Origin of the sequence: Streptomyces sp. NPDC051664 (assembly GCF_044453545.1) — a bacterium.
In the GTDB taxonomy this organism is placed as follows: Bacteria; Actinomycetota; Actinomycetes; order Streptomycetales; family Streptomycetaceae; genus Streptomyces.
Genome location: NZ_JBITCU010000009.1, coordinates 64,045 through 81,109, shown reverse-complemented (window position 1 = coordinate 81,109; position 17,065 = coordinate 64,045). Strand labels below are relative to the sequence as shown.

At 70.0% G+C, this 17,065-nt stretch carries 15 protein-coding genes and 1 pseudogene; 6 read left to right on the top strand and 10 right to left on the bottom strand.

The window, feature by feature from the left end; genetic code table 11:
• Positions 1 to 78: 78 nt before the first annotated feature.
• Positions 79 to 219: pseudogene (locus ACIA8E_RS18790) on the top strand (FG-GAP repeat protein); the annotation flags it as partial.
• Between the two features lie 363 nt (positions 220 to 582).
• On the opposite strand, the gene ACIA8E_RS18785 reads toward ACIA8E_RS18790, so the two are convergent.
• From ACIA8E_RS18785 to ACIA8E_RS18760, 6 genes are all read right to left on the bottom strand, one after another.
• Positions 583 to 1,410 (bottom strand): isocitrate lyase/phosphoenolpyruvate mutase family protein, encoded by an 828-nt coding sequence (locus ACIA8E_RS18785; RefSeq protein ID WP_399299295.1) that lies wholly within the window; start codon positions 1,408 to 1,410, stop codon positions 583 to 585.
• Positions 1,407 to 1,940, bottom strand: coding sequence for a hypothetical protein (locus ACIA8E_RS18780; protein ID WP_399299293.1), 534 nt, complete (start codon positions 1,938 to 1,940; stop codon positions 1,407 to 1,409). Before ACIA8E_RS18780 ends, ACIA8E_RS18785 begins: the two co-directional genes overlap by 4 nt.
• Positions 1,941 to 2,167: 227 nt before the next feature.
• A complete protein-coding gene (locus ACIA8E_RS18775; RefSeq protein ID WP_399299291.1) occupies positions 2,168 to 2,449 on the bottom strand; it encodes a hypothetical protein in 282 nt (93 codons plus the stop codon).
• Between the two features lie 66 nt (positions 2,450 to 2,515).
• Entirely contained in the window at positions 2,516 to 3,280 is a 765-nt protein-coding gene (locus tag ACIA8E_RS18770; RefSeq protein WP_399299703.1) for an adhesin, read from the bottom strand.
• 279 nt (positions 3,281 to 3,559) lie between these two features.
• Positions 3,560 to 5,443 carry an MFS transporter gene (locus ACIA8E_RS18765; RefSeq protein ID WP_399299290.1) on the bottom strand — a complete coding sequence of 628 codons (1,884 nt, stop codon included), beginning with the start codon at positions 5,441 to 5,443 and terminating at the stop codon, positions 3,560 to 3,562.
• Positions 5,444 to 5,626: 183 nt separating this feature from the next.
• Entirely contained in the window at positions 5,627 to 8,158 is a 2,532-nt protein-coding gene (locus ACIA8E_RS18760) for a D-alanyl-D-alanine carboxypeptidase (protein WP_399299288.1), read from the bottom strand.
• Between the two features lie 194 nt (positions 8,159 to 8,352).
• Between ACIA8E_RS18760 and ACIA8E_RS18755 the strand changes: the two genes are divergently transcribed.
• From ACIA8E_RS18755 to ACIA8E_RS18745, 3 genes are all read left to right on the top strand, one after another.
• Positions 8,353 to 9,075 carry a GPP34 family phosphoprotein gene (locus ACIA8E_RS18755; RefSeq protein ID WP_399299286.1) on the top strand — a complete coding sequence of 241 codons (723 nt, stop codon included), beginning with the start codon at positions 8,353 to 8,355 and terminating at the stop codon, positions 9,073 to 9,075.
• A 214-nt stretch (positions 9,076 to 9,289) separates the two neighbouring features.
• Positions 9,290 to 10,159 carry a helix-turn-helix transcriptional regulator gene (locus ACIA8E_RS18750; RefSeq protein WP_030974398.1) on the top strand — a complete coding sequence of 290 codons (870 nt, stop codon included), beginning with the start codon at positions 9,290 to 9,292 and terminating at the stop codon, positions 10,157 to 10,159.
• 290 nt (positions 10,160 to 10,449) lie between these two features.
• Positions 10,450 to 10,656 carry a DUF397 domain-containing protein gene (locus tag ACIA8E_RS18745; RefSeq protein ID WP_313937809.1) on the top strand — a complete coding sequence of 69 codons (207 nt, stop codon included), beginning with the start codon at positions 10,450 to 10,452 and terminating at the stop codon, positions 10,654 to 10,656.
• A 106-nt stretch (positions 10,657 to 10,762) separates the two neighbouring features.
• Here the strand turns inward: ACIA8E_RS18745 and ACIA8E_RS18740 are convergent, their stop codons facing one another.
• Positions 10,763 to 11,602, bottom strand: a complete 840-nt coding sequence (locus ACIA8E_RS18740; protein WP_399299284.1) for a hypothetical protein — start codon at positions 11,600 to 11,602, stop codon at positions 10,763 to 10,765.
• Between the two features lie 79 nt (positions 11,603 to 11,681).
• Here ACIA8E_RS18740 and ACIA8E_RS18735 point away from each other — a divergent pair, with 79 nt between their 5' ends.
• Entirely contained in the window at positions 11,682 to 12,464 is a 783-nt protein-coding gene (locus ACIA8E_RS18735) for an SDR family oxidoreductase (protein ID WP_313937811.1), read from the top strand.
• 351 nt (positions 12,465 to 12,815) lie between these two features.
• Entirely contained in the window at positions 12,816 to 14,390 is a 1,575-nt protein-coding gene (locus tag ACIA8E_RS18730; RefSeq protein WP_399299282.1) for a sodium:solute symporter family protein, read from the top strand.
• A 95-nt stretch (positions 14,391 to 14,485) separates the two neighbouring features.
• Here ACIA8E_RS18730 and ACIA8E_RS18725 read toward each other — a convergent pair whose 3' ends face one another.
• From ACIA8E_RS18725 to ACIA8E_RS18715, 3 genes are all read right to left on the bottom strand, one after another.
• Positions 14,486 to 15,601, bottom strand: coding sequence for an ADP-ribosylglycohydrolase family protein (locus ACIA8E_RS18725; RefSeq protein WP_399299280.1), 1,116 nt, complete (start codon positions 15,599 to 15,601; stop codon positions 14,486 to 14,488).
• Between the two features lie 546 nt (positions 15,602 to 16,147).
• The gene (locus tag ACIA8E_RS18720) at positions 16,148 to 16,585 is read right to left on the bottom strand and encodes a type II toxin-antitoxin system VapC family toxin (RefSeq protein WP_399299278.1); all 438 of its coding nucleotides are present in this window, start codon (positions 16,583 to 16,585) and stop codon (positions 16,148 to 16,150) included.
• Positions 16,582 to 16,851, bottom strand: a complete 270-nt coding sequence (locus ACIA8E_RS18715) for a CopG family transcriptional regulator (RefSeq protein ID WP_030974387.1) — start codon at positions 16,849 to 16,851, stop codon at positions 16,582 to 16,584. The genes ACIA8E_RS18720 and ACIA8E_RS18715 overlap by 4 nt, the downstream gene beginning before the upstream one ends.
• Positions 16,852 to 17,065: the final 214 nt, after the last annotated feature.

The window sequence follows — 17,065 nt, the reverse complement described above, 5'->3', positions numbered from 1 at the left end:
CGAGGCGGTGGGGGTTCCGGCCGGCCGAGGGGCGCCCGGCTGAGGGGTGCGTGAAGGCCCACCTGAAGCGCCGCCGAGCTGTCCACCCGGACCCCTGTCCGGATCACCCAGGACACCGCCTCGGTCCCGGGCACCGCCGAGAAGAACGACCGCTTCGGGTGGAGCGTCTCCGCTGGTGACACCAACGGCGACGGGTACGCCGATGTCGCCGTCGGCGCCTCGGCTGAGGCCCTCGGACCGAAGCAGTCGGCCGGCTCTGTCACCGTGCTGCGCGGTTCGGCCAAGGGACTGACCGGCACCGGCTCGAAGAGCCTTTCCCAGGACGGCGGGGGTCCCCGGCGCCGCCGAGGCCCGCGACGACTTCGGCGGCTCCGTATGGGTCACGGACAGCAACGACGACGGCCGCGCGGAACTGGTGGCGGGTGCCTCCACGGAGAACAACGGCGTCGGTTCGGTCTGACTGTTCAGGACGGGGACCAGCGGCATCACGGCGAGGATCGACGGCCTTCGGTCCTGGATCGGTCGGCGGGCCTTCCGGGCTCTCCTGCTTCCGCGACGATTTCGCCGGCTGATCGCCCGGGATCAGCCGGAGCCCGGGCCCGGGTCGTGCACACCAACGCTCAGGTTCTGCACCTGTGCGTACGTCGGTACGTCTCCGCCCACCGGCCGGCCCGCCCGGATGTTCGCCGCCACGGCCATCGCCTCCCCGAGCGCCGCCCGGTACAGCAGCGAGCCGAGACTCACCCTGCGCACACCCAGCCCGCCGAGCTGGGCGACCGTGGGCCCGGACGGGGAATAGAGGATGTTGAGGGGCACGTCCAGGCTCTTCACCAGTGCGGCGATCGCGGTGGGGTCGGTCAGACCGGGGACGAACACGCCGTCCGCGCCCGCCTGTTGATACGCATCGAGCCGGACCGTCGTTCCGGCCGTCGCCGCCTCCCGGCCGCCGAGCCAGTGCGTGTCGGTGCGGGCGTTCACGAAGAGATGCGGGACGGCGGCCTTCACCGCCGCGATCTTCGCCGCGTGCAGCTCCACAGGCGTGAGGGTGCCGTCGCCCCTGCCGTCCTCCAGGTTGATGCCGACCGCCCCTGCTGCCGCCAGTTCACGGGCCAGTTCGGCCACCTCGGCCGGGTCGTCGCTGAACCCGCCCTCGGCGTCCACCGACAGCAGGTACGGCCCGGCGCCCAGTCGCCGGGCCAGAAGCACGGTCTCCGCGCGGGTCGCTCCCGTACCGTCGGGCAGTCCGGCCGCCGCGGCCACCGCGAGGCTTGTGGTGCCGATGGCAGGGAAGCCCTGCTCGCTCAGGGCCGTCGCCGAGGCGTGGTCCCAGGCGTTGGGGAGCAGCAACGGTGACGCGGTCGTCGCACGGTGCAGGGACGTGAACGCCGCGAAGGCGGCGAAGTCGGTCATGGTGTCGGGGTCCGTTCGGTGCGGGCGGGTGCGAGGTCTCCTACGGCTTCCGCGTAATAGGTAGATTCCGCTGCGTGGAAGGCGAGTTGGCGGAACGTCCAGCCGGTGCCGGGAGAACGGTCCAGCTGCTCGGGCGTCATTGCGTCGAGACGGTTCACCCAGATCCTGGCCAGTCGGGTCAGCCGGCTGCGGGCCTCATCGAGATCGGCCCCGGTGAACGGGGCGAGGTCCGCCCCGGTGGTGGTAGCCGAGGCGTGCCGGCGGTCCGGCTGCGTCTCCTCCCCCACAAGCCGCGCCTCCATCTCGGCGAGGTGGTCGACCAGACGGTCGGCGACGCGGCGGATCGCCTTGTGCGGGGTGTGGACGCGGTCGTCGGCGGGGATGGGTCGCCCGTCCCAGGCCGTCCAGGTCGCGGCGAGGGCCAGGACGTCGTCGACCATGTCCGCGACGATCCCGGCGGGGTCGCGGCCGTCGGTCGACGGGATGGAGCCGGGTGCGGTGCCGGAGGTGGAGCCGGTCGTCGTCGTCATGGTTCGACGCTAGAGGCGGGATTCTTCGGTGGTCGCCGAACCGTGCCGCGATACGCTGCGCCGCCCAAGGGCTGTCCCGTAATCCCTGGTGGATCAGCGCGCGGCGTCGGATGGGGTGGACCGCAAGGCGGACGGGCGTCCGTATACCGGATGTATTCGGGCGTTCCGGCAACGCGGCGAGGCGCCGTGACTGTCGTCGCGCGCCCGCCAGGGTCACGGGACAGTCCTCAGGACGATGTGACGCCCCTCGGCCTCGGCCGACGGCCCGGGGCGGCGCAGCCCGGGCACCGGTAGCCCTCCTGCTGGACGTACTTCCAGCCGAGCTCCTCGATGTACGGGGAGGCAATGGTCGCGCTGTGGAGGACGTGGCCGAACAGGTCCGACTCGATGTCCGGTGGCGGATCCGCGATGACCATGTCGAACACGACCCGCGCCTGGCAACCCCGGCGATCGCACAGAAGGTGGAACCGCACAGGGCCGGGTGGCTCTCCGTCGGTGGTCAGGCTCATGCGTCCACTATGACTCCCGGGCCGGACGGATACCTGCCGTTCCGCTCGACACCTCGGCAGTCGGCCTCAGCGACAGTTCACCCTCAATTGCGCCGCTGCGTGATGCGCACCCACCAGTTCCTCGTCACCCCAGTCGCGCCCCCGGTCGATCAGCTGCACCGCGAACGTGTCGCCCTTGACCGGGTAGCTGCTCACATCGACGGGGGTGCCGCGATGCACGGTCTGACGTACGGCGAAGCCCGTATACGCGGAGTCCGCGTCATCCGGATTCGAGAGCACCCGGTACACGGTGGGGTTCCCCGCCACGTCGCGGTCGCGGCCGCTGTCCGGCACGAAGACGGTCAGCGCGCACTCACGGTAGCCACTGCCCAGGTGCCAGGACCAGGTGGCGGTGTTGCCCCGGTCCTGGGTCGTGCTGCCCGACATCGGCACGGCGCTGAACCGCCCGTCGCACGTACTGCCCCGGTACCCGCCCGAGTCGACCGTGTACCAGCCGTCGTCACCGTCCTCGAACCGGCCGTGCTCGTGGTATTCGCCCGTCGAGCAACCGGGCCCGGCCCAGGCCGTGTACGTGTAACCGCCCTTGCTGGGCGGGTACTTGAGGGTACGGGACGGGCTGGGCACCGGCTGCCGGGGCGAAGGCGGCGACTTCGAGGAGGTGGGTGCCGGGTCCGGGCTCTCCGTGCCGGACGGGCCGATCCGGGTCGGGGCGCCGCCCCCGATGCCATCCGGCGGGACACCCACGCGCCCCACCGCCCCCGTACGCCGACCGCTGTCGTCGCCGCCTGAAGCGAGCAGCGAGGCGCCCGTCACCAGCGAGCCGGCCACCACCACAACTCCAGCCGCAAGCAAGGCCTTTCTACTCCGCGGCAACGTGGACAACCGGCCCGCGAGCGTCTCACGGGCGATCCAGGAACCGTCCCCGCCGGCCGACCGGGCCACCGATCCACAGTCCGGACAGACCAATCCCGGCAGCGCACCTCGCTGTTCACTGCCGCACCGTTGGCACCTCATGGCAGCACACCATGCCAGGGCAACGCCCCCGGAGGGAGAGATCGTGCACGATCTACTCGCTCTCTCCTTGTCTGCGGTTCCCTGTCTGCGCCCTCCTCAGCGCAGCTCCTCCGGGCACGGTGTACCGGGCGACAGCTGGTACGGGGCTGCCAGCCGGTACACCCCGGGGCGCGGCGCGAGCAGTTCCGTCCACTCGTCACCGTCCACGTCCTCGTCCACCTTGAGCAGGCAGCCGTTCGTGTTGACGAAGGTCCGCGGGCTGTCCTGGTCCGCGCGCCGCTTGGACGCCTCGGTCTCCTGCGGCCGCTCCACGCTCTTGCCCTCGTCGTCCACCAGGGCGAGCCAGCGCGAGTACGGGATCCGGATCAGCACCCGGCCGGCCCGCTTCACATGGATGGTCAGCTCACCCGCACCGGCCCGGTCCACCGTCGCCGGCGGGTCGGCCAGCGGCACCGGGCTGTCGACCTCGAAGAGCTGCCAGTTGGAGTCGGACCAGATGGCCTTCAGATACGGCTGGCCCTTCTGGACCAGCGCCGCCTCCTGTGCCGCGCCGGTGGAGTCCGGCTCCCCCTTGGGCAGCACCACGTAGTGCACCGCCCAGCGGTCGAGCCACTGGCGGTAGTTCACCGGGTCCAGCGTGTCGTCGTAGAAGAGCGGGTTGCGGTCCATGTCGGCCTGCCGGTTCCAGCCGCGGGCCAGATTGACGTACGGGGCGAGCGCGGACGCCTCGCGGTGGCTGCTGGCGGGCACCACCTCGACCCTGCCGCGTTCCGCACCGACCTCCTGGAGCTCGTTGACCAGCGGGGCCAGTTCCCGCGTCCAGGAGGCGGCGGGGGCGGTACGGGCGATGTCGTCGACGCCCTTGACGCCGATCCAGATGTTCATGCCGACGAATGCCAGGAGCAGCGCGTACCAGCGCCGCGAACGCGGCACGGCGTACGGCAGCGCGGCAAGCAGCACCACCCCGGCGAACAGCATCGCCATCCGCGTGACGTTCGAGCCGATCTGCGAGTCGACCACATAGGTCAACAGCGTCCCGGCCCCGTACACGGCGGCAGCGGTGCGGACCGTGCGCCACTCGGTCGGCACGAGGACGAGGGTGAGAACGGCGAAGAGGAACGGCAGGGACAACGTCGCGAGCGACATCGGCTGCGTACCGGAGAACGGGAACAGCCACGACGACAGGGCGACGACGACGACCGGCGCCAGGCCCAGTGCGTACGCGCCGGGGCGCCGCTTGTTCAGGAACAGCGCGGCGGCCACCACACCGAGGAACAGCCCCGCGACGGGGCTGCCCGCCGTGGCCAGCCCGGCGAGCGGCGCGGCGACGGCCGCCTTCGCCCAGCGCTTGTGGCGCCACCGGTACGGCCAGCAGAACACCGCGGCCACCGCACCCAGCGCGAACATCATGCCGAGCCCGAACGTCACCCGCCCGGACAGCGCGTTGCACAGATAAGCGAACACTCCGGCGAGCGAGCAGGCGAGCGGGTTGCGGACGGCCCGGACCCGCACCACGATCAACGCGGTCAGCCCTGCCGACACCGTCCCGGCGATCATCATCGTCGTACGGACGCCCAGCACGGACATCAGATACGGCGAGACCACGCTGTACGAGACGGGGTGCATGCCCCCGTACCAGGCGAGGTTGTACGCGGTACCGGGATACCGGCCGACGAACTCGGCCCAGGCGTCCTGCGCCGCGAGATCGCCGCCGCTGTTCGCGAAGAGGAAGAACCAGAGAATGTGGGTGACCGCGGCGGCCGCCGTCGCAATGGTGACGGGGTGGCGCAGCAGCTGCCGGGTGCGGGCCTGCCGACTGCGGGTCGGCTCGGGCGGTTCGGTAGCCGTCGCCCACGGTTCCGGGGTACGCGGGGCGGGCAGCCGGACATTCATGCTGCCACCACTGCCGCTCGTCACGTCGCCTCGCAGATCGCTGTTCCCGGCCGCCTCACGGCCGGGTCTCGGCTCCGCGGTGGTCACTACGGCTTCTCCCCGTCTCCGCCGGCCCCGTTCCCCGTCTCCGTGTCACCTGTGAGGACGCCGTCCGGCGCCCCCCGGTTGTCCGGGGACGCTAACACGTACGCAAAGGGGACGACGGTGCCGGTACGGGCACCGAAAAAGGGGGGAGGGGATGCCGGGCCCGGCATCCCCTCCCCGTCCGCGTCAGCTGATCCGGGTCAGCTTCTGGCCGAAGGACGGGTTCATCAGATCGCTCTGCAGCGCCACCGCCACCTTCACCTGGCTGGACCCTTCACCCACGGTGAGCGTGCCGACGTGGGTTCCGGCGGCAGCCTCGTGCGGGAGCGTCTTCCCGTCGTCGCTCAGTTCGAGCTTGACCGTCAGACCGGGCCAGCCGACCGCCGCCACGTCCTCGGTCGCGACGACCGGGGTGGTACCGCCGAACCCGTCGTCGACCGCACCGACGACATCGCCCTTCTTGACCACCTTCCCGCTCTTCAGCAGGTCCTCGGTCGCGACCATCACGTCCTTGCTGACCGCGTTGACCGTGTCGATGATGGGCGCCTTGTGCTGGCCCAGCACCGCGCCGACGATCAGCTGGTCGGTGTCGCCGACCATCTTGTGCGCGGCGAACAGCAGATTGCCGCCCGCCTTGCTCGTGGAGCCGGTCTTGATGCCGAGGGCGCCGTTGTACGGAACGAGGGTGTTGTAGTTCCGCCAGCTCTTGCCCGACGGGTCGGTCCACGACGGCAGCTTGGTGATCGCCATCAGCGCCGGGATCTCCACCAGCTTCTGGCCGAGCTTCACCTGGTCCTCGGCCGAACTCACCGTGGTCGCGGTGAGTCCGGACGGGTCGGTGTACGTGGTGTTCTTCATGCCGAGCGACTTGGCGGTGTCGTTCATCTTCTTGACGAACGCCTTCTCGGAACCCGCGTCCCAACGCGCCAGCAGCCGCGCGATGTTGTTCGCGGACGGGATCATTATGGCCGACAGGGCCTCCTGCTCGGTGAGCTTGTCCCCGGTCTTCACGGTGTTGAGCGTCGACTCGCCCGCGGCGTCCAGCTTGCCGTCCGACTCCGCCTTGGCGTCGACCGTGATGGACGGACCGGCCTGGCCCTTCTTGAGCGGGTGATCCTTGAGGACGATGTACGCGGTCATCGCCTTGGCCACACTGCCGATCGGCACGGCTTTCTGCTCGCCGAACGAGTCCACTGTGCCGAGGCCGGTCGCCGCCATGTAGCCCTGGCCCTCGTTCGGCCACGGCAGTGACGGCTTGGTGCCGTCGAAGGTGTACGTCGACTGCGCCGTCAGCCGGAGCTCGGGCGTCGGCAGCGGGCGCACCGCCTGCACGATCGCAAAGACGATCAACAGGAGCACCGCCAGCGGGGTCCAGATCTTGACCCGGCGCACGGCCGTACGGACGGGAGTCTCCGGCGGCGGAGGCGTGTTCGTCAGCTCGGCCAGCAGATCGAGCGGCGGCCGGGGCGGCAACGGCTGCTGCCGGGTCCGCTCGGCGCCGCTGAGCGACGGGGCGACGGCCGGCCCGGGTGCGGCTGCGGGTGTCTCGGGCTTGCGGACGGCGGGGGCGGGCCGCGCCTCGTCGCGGCGCAGCGGCACGAACTGGCTGGTGCGCTCGGCGGCGCTCTCGGCCTCCGGCTTCTGCTGAGGCTTCTGCTCCGGCTTCGACGCGGGCGGGGTGATCTTCAGGGCGGTCGTCGGCTGGTCGACCCGGTCGGGCCGGACCGTCCTGAAGACGGCCGTAGGCTGATCGACTGCGCGCTCGTCCTCGGCAGGCTCAGAGGACTCGGAGGACTCGGGCGACGTCTCGGACGTCTCAGCGGCATCGGCTGCCTCGACGCTCTCCGCGCCCTCGGGGCTCTCCTCGGGGCTCTCCTCGGGGCCGCCGGTGCCCCGGGCCTCGTCGGCAGCGCCGTCGGTCTCCTCGTCCTCGGCCCCGTCCGCGTTGCCGCCCGGCCCCTCGTCCGCGGCTTCGGCACCGTCGGATGCCGCAGGCTTCCCGGCACCCTCAGCACGCGCCTCGTCGGCGTCGTCCTCATCCGCGGCGTCCGTATCCGCGGCGGAGGCCGCGTCCGACGCGACCGGCTCGTCCGGCTCGTCCTCGGTCACGTCAGTGGACGTCGTCCCGCTGTCACCCGACTCGTCGACGATCTCGGGCGTGTCGCTCTCCGTGACGTCGTCGCTCCCGGTGACCGCGACCGTGTCGGACTTCTCGCCCTTCTCGTCCTGCTCGGCCGTCTTCGCGCCGGCAGTGCCCTTCCCCACCCACGCGGCGACCGCAGCACGCAGCCGCGCGTCGCCCTCCTCGGGTGCGGTCCCGGTTCCTGCGTCGTCGGCCGCCCCGGCCGTCTCCGCGGCCCGGGCGCCCTCCTCGGGCTCCTCCGGCTCCTCGGGCACAGAGGCCGCCTCCGGGGCCTCAGGGGCCTTCTCGGCCCGCTCGGGACCATGGGAGCCGCGAGAGCCGTTCCTCGCCCCGTCGAGGCCCTCGCCGAGGCCTTCACGAGAGTCCTGCCCCTCGCCCTCGCCGGCCTCCGCAGGCTTCGTACGGAACACCGCCGTCGCCGTATCCGTATTGCCGCCGGTTCCAGTCGCGGTTCCGGCTCCGGCATCCGCCACGGCTGCCGTGTCACGGAAGACGGCAAGCCGCGGATCGCGTTCGCTCCGAGCCGCGCCCGACGACTTCTGCTGCTCCGACCTGTCGGGGGACTCGCCCGCCACCGATGCCTCCTCCATGCGCCGCGGGGACGCCCCCGCACTGTCCGAACCAGCTACCAGTGTCCTGTGTGAACCCTCGGCCAGGCTGCTAGACGAGAACGACATACCTACTGGTTCCCGTACGAAGCACCCATGCGCCCTCGACAGACCAATGTGAGAGGGGTCACCCTGTCATTCATCCACGCGGGGAGGCATGGATGGGCAGGAGCCGCAGAACAATTCCGGAGGAGCTTCTGCTGCTCGCTCTGGACCCGACCACGGGTACCACAGCGCAGCCGCAGTCGCTCGACCTCGGCCTCGCCGGAGCTCAGCTAGTGGAGCTGGCTCTGGCAGGACGGATAGCCCCTGACGGGGATCGTATCGCCGTGGTGATGCCACGGCCGACAGGAGATCCGACACTGGACTCCGCACTGGAACTGCTGCGCCGACGCGGCAGCCCGGTCCGGGCCGTCCACTGGATTGGCGGGCCCCGGCTGGGGCTGCGTCAGACTTATCTCTCGCATCTGGAACGGTGCGGCATGGTGCATGCCGTGGCGGGACAGATGTGCGGGGTGCTGCCGACGACTCGCTACCAGGCGACGGACACGGCAATCAGCCGGGAGATCAGATCCCGGCTGGACAGTGCGATCCGCACCGGTGTACCGCCGGACCCGCGGACCGCGGCGCTCGCCGCACTGGCCCACGCGGTCGGACTCGGCAAGCACCTGTACCCCGGGAACGAGGGGCGCTCATCGCGCTCCCGGCTCCGGGACCTGATCAGACACGACCCGATGGGCGGCCTCGTGGCGCACGCCGTGATGGACGTCCAGAACGGAGCGGTCGCACAACCGCGCCGCAACCAGCCGGCGGGAGCACCATTGCAACCGCAAGTGCCGTCGCAGTCACGCCGCGACAGCATGGTGCACACCGCGGCCCACTAGGGCAGCGGACCGCACCGCACCGACGGGACAACCGAATACCGCCGCACCGACGTCCCCAAGACCCGGTTCGGGAGCCGCACCACGCGCGGGGCAGCCGGTCCACCGGCTGCCCCGCGCGCCTGCGTGTGGCCATTTCCCAGCGCAACCCGGCCCATGGGTGGCAATCTGCTGAGCAGTAGATACGCACAGCTACACAGCCGGAGGTGCCGTTTCCGTGCCGACCAACGTCAATCCCACCGTCAGGCGACGCCGGTTGGGTCAGGAATTGCGCCGCCTGCGCGAGCTCAAGGGCATGACGGCCGAGGAGGTGGCGGAGCGGCTGCTGGTCTCGCAGTCGAAGATCAGCCGCCTGGAGAACGGCCGCCGGTCCATCAGTCAGCGCGACGTCCGCGACCTCTGCGGGGTGTACGAGGTCGAGGACCACCGGATCGTCGACTCGCTCATGCAGATGGCCAAGGACTCCCGCCAGCAGGGCTGGTGGCACGCCTTCGGCGACATCCCGTACAGCGTCTACATCGGCCTGGAGACCGACGCCGAGTCGCTGCGGGTGTACGAACCCCAGGTGGTCCCGGGGCTGTTGCAGACCCGGAGCTACGCCGAGGCGCTGATCAACGGCGCACTTCCGGAGGCGCCGCCGAACGACATCGACAAGCGCGTCAGCGTCCGTGCGCGGCGCCAGGACCGGATCACCGACCAGGAACATCCGCTGCGGCTCTGGGCGGTCATCGACGAGGCCGCGCTGAGCCGGCAGGTCGGTGGCCGGCAGGTGATGATCGAGCAGCTGGAGCAGCTCGTCGAGCTGTCGCACCTGCCGCATGTGACCGTGCAGGTGCTGCCTTTCGAGATGGGTGCACACCCGGGCATCAACGGGCAGTACGCCATTTTGGAATTCCCGGACGCCGCGGACTCCAGCGTGGTCTATATCGAGGGCGTCACCAGCGATCTCTATCTGGAGAAAGCGAATGATGTGCAGCGATACAGCGTCATGTACGAGCACTTGCGGGCGCAGGCGCTGAACGTGGAGCAGACCCGGCACTTCATCGCCGACATCGCGAAGAAGTACGCCCGGCTGAGCAGCGAGTGAGCAGCGGCTGAACGCCGGGCGAACACCGGCCGAATGCCGACCGAACTGCAGCCGTCAGTAGTCCGGCGCCAATATTCCGCAAAGTCCGTTATGCGAGAAAAGGGGCGATGTTACGGGTGGGGCGACGGCACGGTACACCGTCGCCACCTCAAAGTGGAAGGCCCGAATGGAATATGCCATCCGGTCGAGTGAACGGCCCCTTCACGCAACGATGTTGGCGAGTAGCGTCGATCACGCCAACGGGTTTTGCGGTTGGCACCTCTCACACAACTCTCTGAACCGGAGTGAACATGGCTATTCGTCAGGGTGCTACGGACAATTGGACGAAGTCGTCGTATTCCGGGGGCAACGGCGCTTGCGTCGAGGTCAGGTCCCCTCTCGCCCAGGCGATCGCGGTGCGTGACTCGAAGGCCCCCGAGGGCCCCTCGATCACGTTCGTGCCCGGCGCGTGGAACGCCTTCGTCTCCGACATCGCGAAGGGCTCCGTCGACGCCTGACCCATGCCCTTCCACAGACCGGGGTGCGGCACCGACGCCGGTGCCGCCGGAAGCCCTCTCGACTGGTCCGCCGTCCCGGCCGAGGGGGCTCCTCCAGCAGATCCGGTCAACGCAGTTGATCCACATACCGGTCCGTGCCGGGCACGGTCGGAATGAACGGCGCCACCAGTTCGACCCGGCCCAGGCCGGATTCCGCGACCGCCACGTCGAGCCCGGTGAAATGCTCCGCCCAGCAGTCCCGTGGGTCCTCCTGGAGGAACCAGAGCAGGGTCAGGCGGGTATCGACGCCCTCGACCTGCTTCACATAGGTCATCCGGTCGCCCGGCAGCGGCGTGGGGCGGAAGACGGTCACCATCGCCGCCGGTGAGCCGCCGAGCCGCTTCGGCAGATGCCGGGAGCGCAGCCACTCCAGCAGCTCGGCTCGCTGCCCGGCGCCTTCGGCGTCGATCACCTGCAGCACCAGCCCGCGGTAGGGGTGGTCGAGGGCATGGTAATCCCTGGGGCCTGCGGCGCCGTCCCGGTAGACCGTCGCCTCGTGGTCCTGGAACGCGGTGAACACATGGGTGCGGTCCTGGTATACCCGGCCGTCCCGGTTCAGCCGCTTGTTGATCCCGACGGTCCACTTCATGTGGTCGTCATAGCGTCCGTCCGTCACCCAGTACGTGGACAGGTAGCACCCGGCGCCGACCGGCTGCGCGACCGCGGACTTCTCCGGGTAGCGCAGCTCCTGGAGCTCCCGGGTGGCCACCCAGCGCCGCCCGGCGAACATCCAGGGCATCGCCATCGCGCCTGCGTAGTAGTGATCGTCTTCGTACCATCTGTTGTACGCGTACTCATGGCCCGGGCGCGGTTCCACCATGGTGATCAGCGCGTGGCCGGGATGGACTCCGTACGGCCCCAGCGCGGCCAGTTCGGCGTACGTGTCGCTGCGAGTCCCGTCGCTCATGCCATTCCCCTTCCGCACTCCGCCACAGCGTCCTACTCTGACGCCCCGTCAGGAAAACTGCCAGGGCCGGGAGGCGCCGATGTTGCTCACGGGGAAGACCGTCGTGGTGTCCGGGGTCGGGGCCGGACTGGGGCACCGGATCGCGGAGACGGTGGTACGGGACGGCGGCAGCGCGGTCCTCGGGGCGCGCACCGCGGAGCGGCTCGCCAAGTCGGCCGCCGAGATCGATCCCGAAGGCCGGCACACCGCACATCTGGCCACCGACATCACCGACGAGGCGCAGTGCGAGGCGCTCGCCGCGCTGGCGCTGGAGCGGTTCGGGCGGATCGACGCGGTGGTTCATGTCGCGGCCTGGGACAGCTACTTCGGTGGCGTCGAGGACGCCGACCTCGCCACCTGGCAGTCGGTGATCGACGTCAATCTGCTCGGCACACTGCGGATGACACGCGCCTGCCTGCCCGCCCTCAAGGAGCGGGGAGGCTCCGTGGTCGTCATCGGTACGCAGTCGTCGGTCGCCGCACCGTCCCAGGTGCGGCAGGCGGCGTATGCGGCGTCGAAGGGCGCGCTCACCTCGGCGATGTACTCCATGGCGCGGGAGTTCGGCCCGCACCGGATCCGGGTCAACACAGTGCTGCCCGGCTGGATGTGGGGCCCGCCGGTGCAGGCGTACGTCCGGTTCACCGCGCACTCCGAGGGCCTGCCGGAGGCCGACGTGCTCGGCAGGCTCACCGAACGGATGGCGCTGCCCGAGCTGGCCACGGACGGTGACGTGGCGGAGGCCGCGGTGTTCCTGGCCTCCGACCGCGCCCGGTCGATCACCGGGCAGTCCCTGCTGGTCAACGCAGGCGAGCTGATGCGCTGATCTGCTGTCGTTAAAGGCAGTTCTCCTCCTTCTCGGCCGCACGGGACCCGCATCCCGTGCGGTCTTTCTGCGCTCTCCAGTGCTCGTGATTGCTCTGCACAGCCTGACGAAGTGCCTGCTCATGGTGTGGCCGCCGTCACGTTCACGACAACGCCCCCGTGAGTCAAGAACAAGTAAAATCGTTCGACTTACTGATTGGCGTTCACATCCCTGATCGCCAAAAACCTTGACCGAGGTACCGAACAGGCGGTTCAATCCCCGATGTCCCCGCTCCCGCACGGGGCCCCGCTGGGCGGCCGTACTGACGAAGTGCGTAACCCCGTTCATAAGGCGGACCCCAGGAGGGGGCACATGAACAGTCTCGACTGGGTCGTGCTCATCGGCTACTTCGGCGTGATGATCGCGATCGGACTCTGGTCCCACAAGCGTGTGGACAATGTCAGCGACTTCTTCACGGCCGGCGGCAAGATGCCGTGGTGGCTGTCGGGCATCTCGCACCACATGTCCGGCTACAGCGCGGTGATGTTCACCGGGTACGCCGGCATCGCCTACCAGTTCGGCGTCACGTCGTTCGTGACCTGGTCGCTGCCGATCGCCATCGGCATCGGCATCGGCGCCCAGCTCTTCGCACCGCGGCTCAACCGGCTGCGCTCGCGACTGCACGTCGCCTCGCCGCTCGAGTACCTCAAGAACCGCTACAACATCCCGACGCAGCAGGCGCTCGCCTGGTCGGGCCTGCTGCTGAAGATCGTGGACGTCGGCGCCAAGTGGGCGGCCATCGCCACCCTGCTCTCCGTCTTCACCGGCATCTCGATCACCCAGGGCATCTTCATCACCGGCTGCATCACCGCCGTCTACTGCACGGTCGGCGGACTGTGGGCCGACGCGCTCACGGAACTCGGGCAGTTCATCATCCAGCTCTTCGCCGGGGTCGCGATGCTCGTCGCCGCCATGGCCAAGCTGGACGGTGTCAGCACGCTGTGGACGGTCTGGGACAAGCTGCCCGAGGGCCACACCGACCCCACGGCGGGCCCGTACACGGTGACCTTCCTGCTGGCATACCTCTTCATCAAGACGTTCGAGTACAACGGCGGCATGTGGAACCAGGCCCAGCGCTACATGGCCACGGACTCCGCCGCGTCGGCGAAGCGTTCGGCACGGCTCTCCGCCATCCTGTGGCTGGTCTGGCCGACGGTCCTGTTCTTCCCGATGTGGTGCGCCCCGCTGCTGGTCCACGCGCAGAAGCCGGACGCCTCCGACAGCTACGCCCTGATGACCGAGCAGCTGCTGCCGCACGGTCTGCTGGGTCTGGTCGTCGTCGGCTTCTTCTCGCACACGATGGCCATGTGCTCCTCGGACGCCAACGCCATCGCGGCGGTCTTCACCCGGGACATCGCCCCGGTCCTCTCGAAGGCGGCCCGCACCTGGAGCAGCCGCGCCGGTCTGCTGGCGGCCCGCGTGTCCACGCTCGGCTTCCTCGGTCTGTCGATGGCGCTCGCCACCCAGATCAACTCGCCGACGTTCAAGGACATCATCTCCGTCGTCATCAAGTGGGTGGCCGGTCTGATGGGTCCGATCGCGATCCCGTTCATGCTTGGCCTGCTGCGCAGGTTCCGTAAGTCGGGTCCGACGGCGGCGCTCGTCAGCTGGGCTGCGGGTCTGCTGGCGTTCTACTTCACCAATTACAACTTCGACGGTTCGGTGAAGACGACTGTCGCGCTCCAGTACCAGGTGGCGCTGCCGCTGGCGATCTCGCTGGTGCTCTACATCGCGATCGGCTTCATCAAGCCGGAGGACACCCCGGAGCGCGACGCGCTGATCGAGCAGATCAACACGGACGGCGACGGTTCGTCGGCCGCCGGCGCGACGGTTCCGGCGCAGGCCGGTTCCGGCGACACCACCGTCGCGGAGGGCGTGAAGGACTGATCCGCCCGCACGGAGCCGAGGGGCGGGTACGGACACGGCGGTGTCCGTACCCGCCCCTCGTACGTGCTCCGCGGGTCGGCCCGCGCGGGCGGTGGTCAGCCGCGGGGGTAGCGGGTCAGCCAGCCCGGTGCGGCGGCCGACGGACTGTGCAGGGCCGGGCCCTGGGTCATCTCCATGGCGAAGTCGTCGGCGAGTTCGAGGAGGGTGGCCCTGCCCTCCAGTTCGGCGAGCCAGGCCGGCGGCAGCGCGGTCTCGCCGTGCAGCGCGCCGAGCAGGGCGCCGCACAGGGCCCCGGTGCCCGCGGAAGGGCCGCCGTGGTTCACCGCGAGCCGCAGCCCGTGCCGCACATCCTCGCCGACCAGGGCGCAGTACACAGCGACGGCCAGCACCTCCTCGGCGGAGTCCGTGTCCCCCAGCGCCTCGATGAGGGCCGGGCCGGGGATCCCCTGGCGTACGGAGCCGAGGGCCTGCTTGAGCGCCTCGGTGACCTGTTCGTGGCCGGGGCGCTCGGCGAGCAGCGCGAGGGCGTGCTGCACGGAGCCGTCCAGGGTCTCGCCGCGGGCCAGGCCGTGCACCATGACGGCGAGGGCGCCCGCGGAGAGCAGGGCGGTGGGGTGGCCGTGGGTCTGGGCGGCGCATTCGACGGCCAGCTGGAGGACGAGCTGCGGCTCCCACCCGACCAGCAGCCCGAACGGGGCGGACCGGGTGAGGGCCGCCGAGTCGCGTGCGGTGGGGTTCTTGGGCCGGTCGAGGGTGCCCATCGTGGCGTCGCCGAACCCGGTGAGGCATTCCCGGGTGGGCGCGCGGCGGGCGTACAGCCACTCCTCCTGGGCGAGCCAGCCGTTCTCCTGACGGCGTTCGTCGGGCCCCCACTCGTGCTGGGTGGCGGCCCAGCGCAGATGGGCACGGTGCACATCGGTGGGCGGGTGCCAGGCGCCGGTGTCGCGGCGGACCTGGGCGCGGATCAGCCCGTCGACGGTGAACAGGTTGAGCTGGGTGACCGCGGTGATCGCGCCGCGTCTGCCGTGGACGGGGACGAAGTCGGTGACGGCCTCGGCGCCGTGGGCCGCACGGATCTCTTCGAGCGAGAGGCCGGCGACGGCCGCACCGAGCGCGTCGCCGATGGCACCGCCCAGCAGACAGCCACGTACCCGGCTGCGGAAGTCCTGCTGTTCGACACGGCCCCAGACAGCTGTGGCTCCTGTGCTCACCGTGCCCCTTCCCCGTCCTCGTACGGCTGCGCAGCTTCGACTCCGCAGCACTTTAATCGAACGGGGAACAGCCGGTTGAGGACCGGATCGGTATGTACGGAGTGACTCTCGCGGTCACTTTTGAACGGCATTCTCCAGGGATTTCCGTACCGCGGGACAACAGTCGACCATGGGCCGTAGCAACGTCTGACTCGCAACGTGCTCGCGCTCGCGCTCGCTGCCATCCTGGCCGATCCGCTCGACCGGACGGCGGCCGCCGCGATCGGCGGGACGGTCCGTGCCGGTCGGGGCGGTCCCGACACTGTCATGCGCTGTACGTCGCGACACCGCACCAGGAGAGCGGCGGCATGTCGGTCATTCTGACCGGACGTCAGGCCGACCACCCGACCGGAATCCTCACCGCCGACATCGACTCTTCGTGCATGCTCGGCATCCACTGAACCTCACCCCGGAAGCAGCGGCATCCGGCGGCGGCCGATCAGGTCGTGCGGGCGGCCCTGCCCGGTCTGGTCGGTGGCGCAGCGCCCAGCCGTGACCGTGCCCCGTTCAGAGATCGTCCGGGAGGATCCGGAAGTGGGTGTATCTCCCCCCGAGTGGGCGCAGGGCCCGGAAGTCCCGGATGTCTCGTGTCAGGACGACGTCGGTGTCGTACTCCGCCGCCAACGCGACGTTCACCGCATCCACGAGGTCCAGGTCGAGCGAGTCGTACCGCGCGCGCACGGACAGTGCCACATCGAGGAGTCCCGGGGTGGGGGAGGCCAGCACCAGCCGCCGCTCCCGAACCCGCGCGTTGAGGGAGCCAAGGATGCCGTCTGCGGCCCGGCGCCCCGCACGGCTCGTGGCCACCTGGTGCACCTCGGTCAGTGCGAGAGGTGTGGCAACGAGCAGGCCGCACTGATCGGCGGCCTTCCTGGCTGCCACGTGATCCGGGTCCGAACGGTTGTAGAGGACGAGCAGTCCGGATGTGTCGACGACGGCGATCAAGCCGCGTGCCCCTTGTTTCGGCGCTCCCGGGCTTCGGTACCGGCGGCCACAGCCTCACGGACCTCAGTGCGGGTGACAGGACCGCCCAGGTCGAACGTCTCCTCGTCGGTGACGAACGGCTCGTCCCAGATGCGATGGGACAGGGCGATGCGATGAATACCCTCACGGATCAATTCGGCCTCGGAGACTCCGATCCGGGCCGCGGCCTCCTTGATCAGCGCGAGATCCTCGTCGTCGGCGTAGACGTTCGTGCGCTTCAGTGCCATACGCATCATGGTACAGGACGTGTACCACACCCGCAGCGGTACGGAAGCCGGAGCGGCCCCGGCTTCCGTACCGCTGCGGCCACCACACACCCACCCCACGACTCCCCCATAGCGCCTCTATGGCGACGACTACCGGGGTGGGAATCGTCTTCACCGGCGACGAGGGCCGATGGGGCCGGCAGGCCGAGCCCCACACCACGTTTGTGCACGTGGA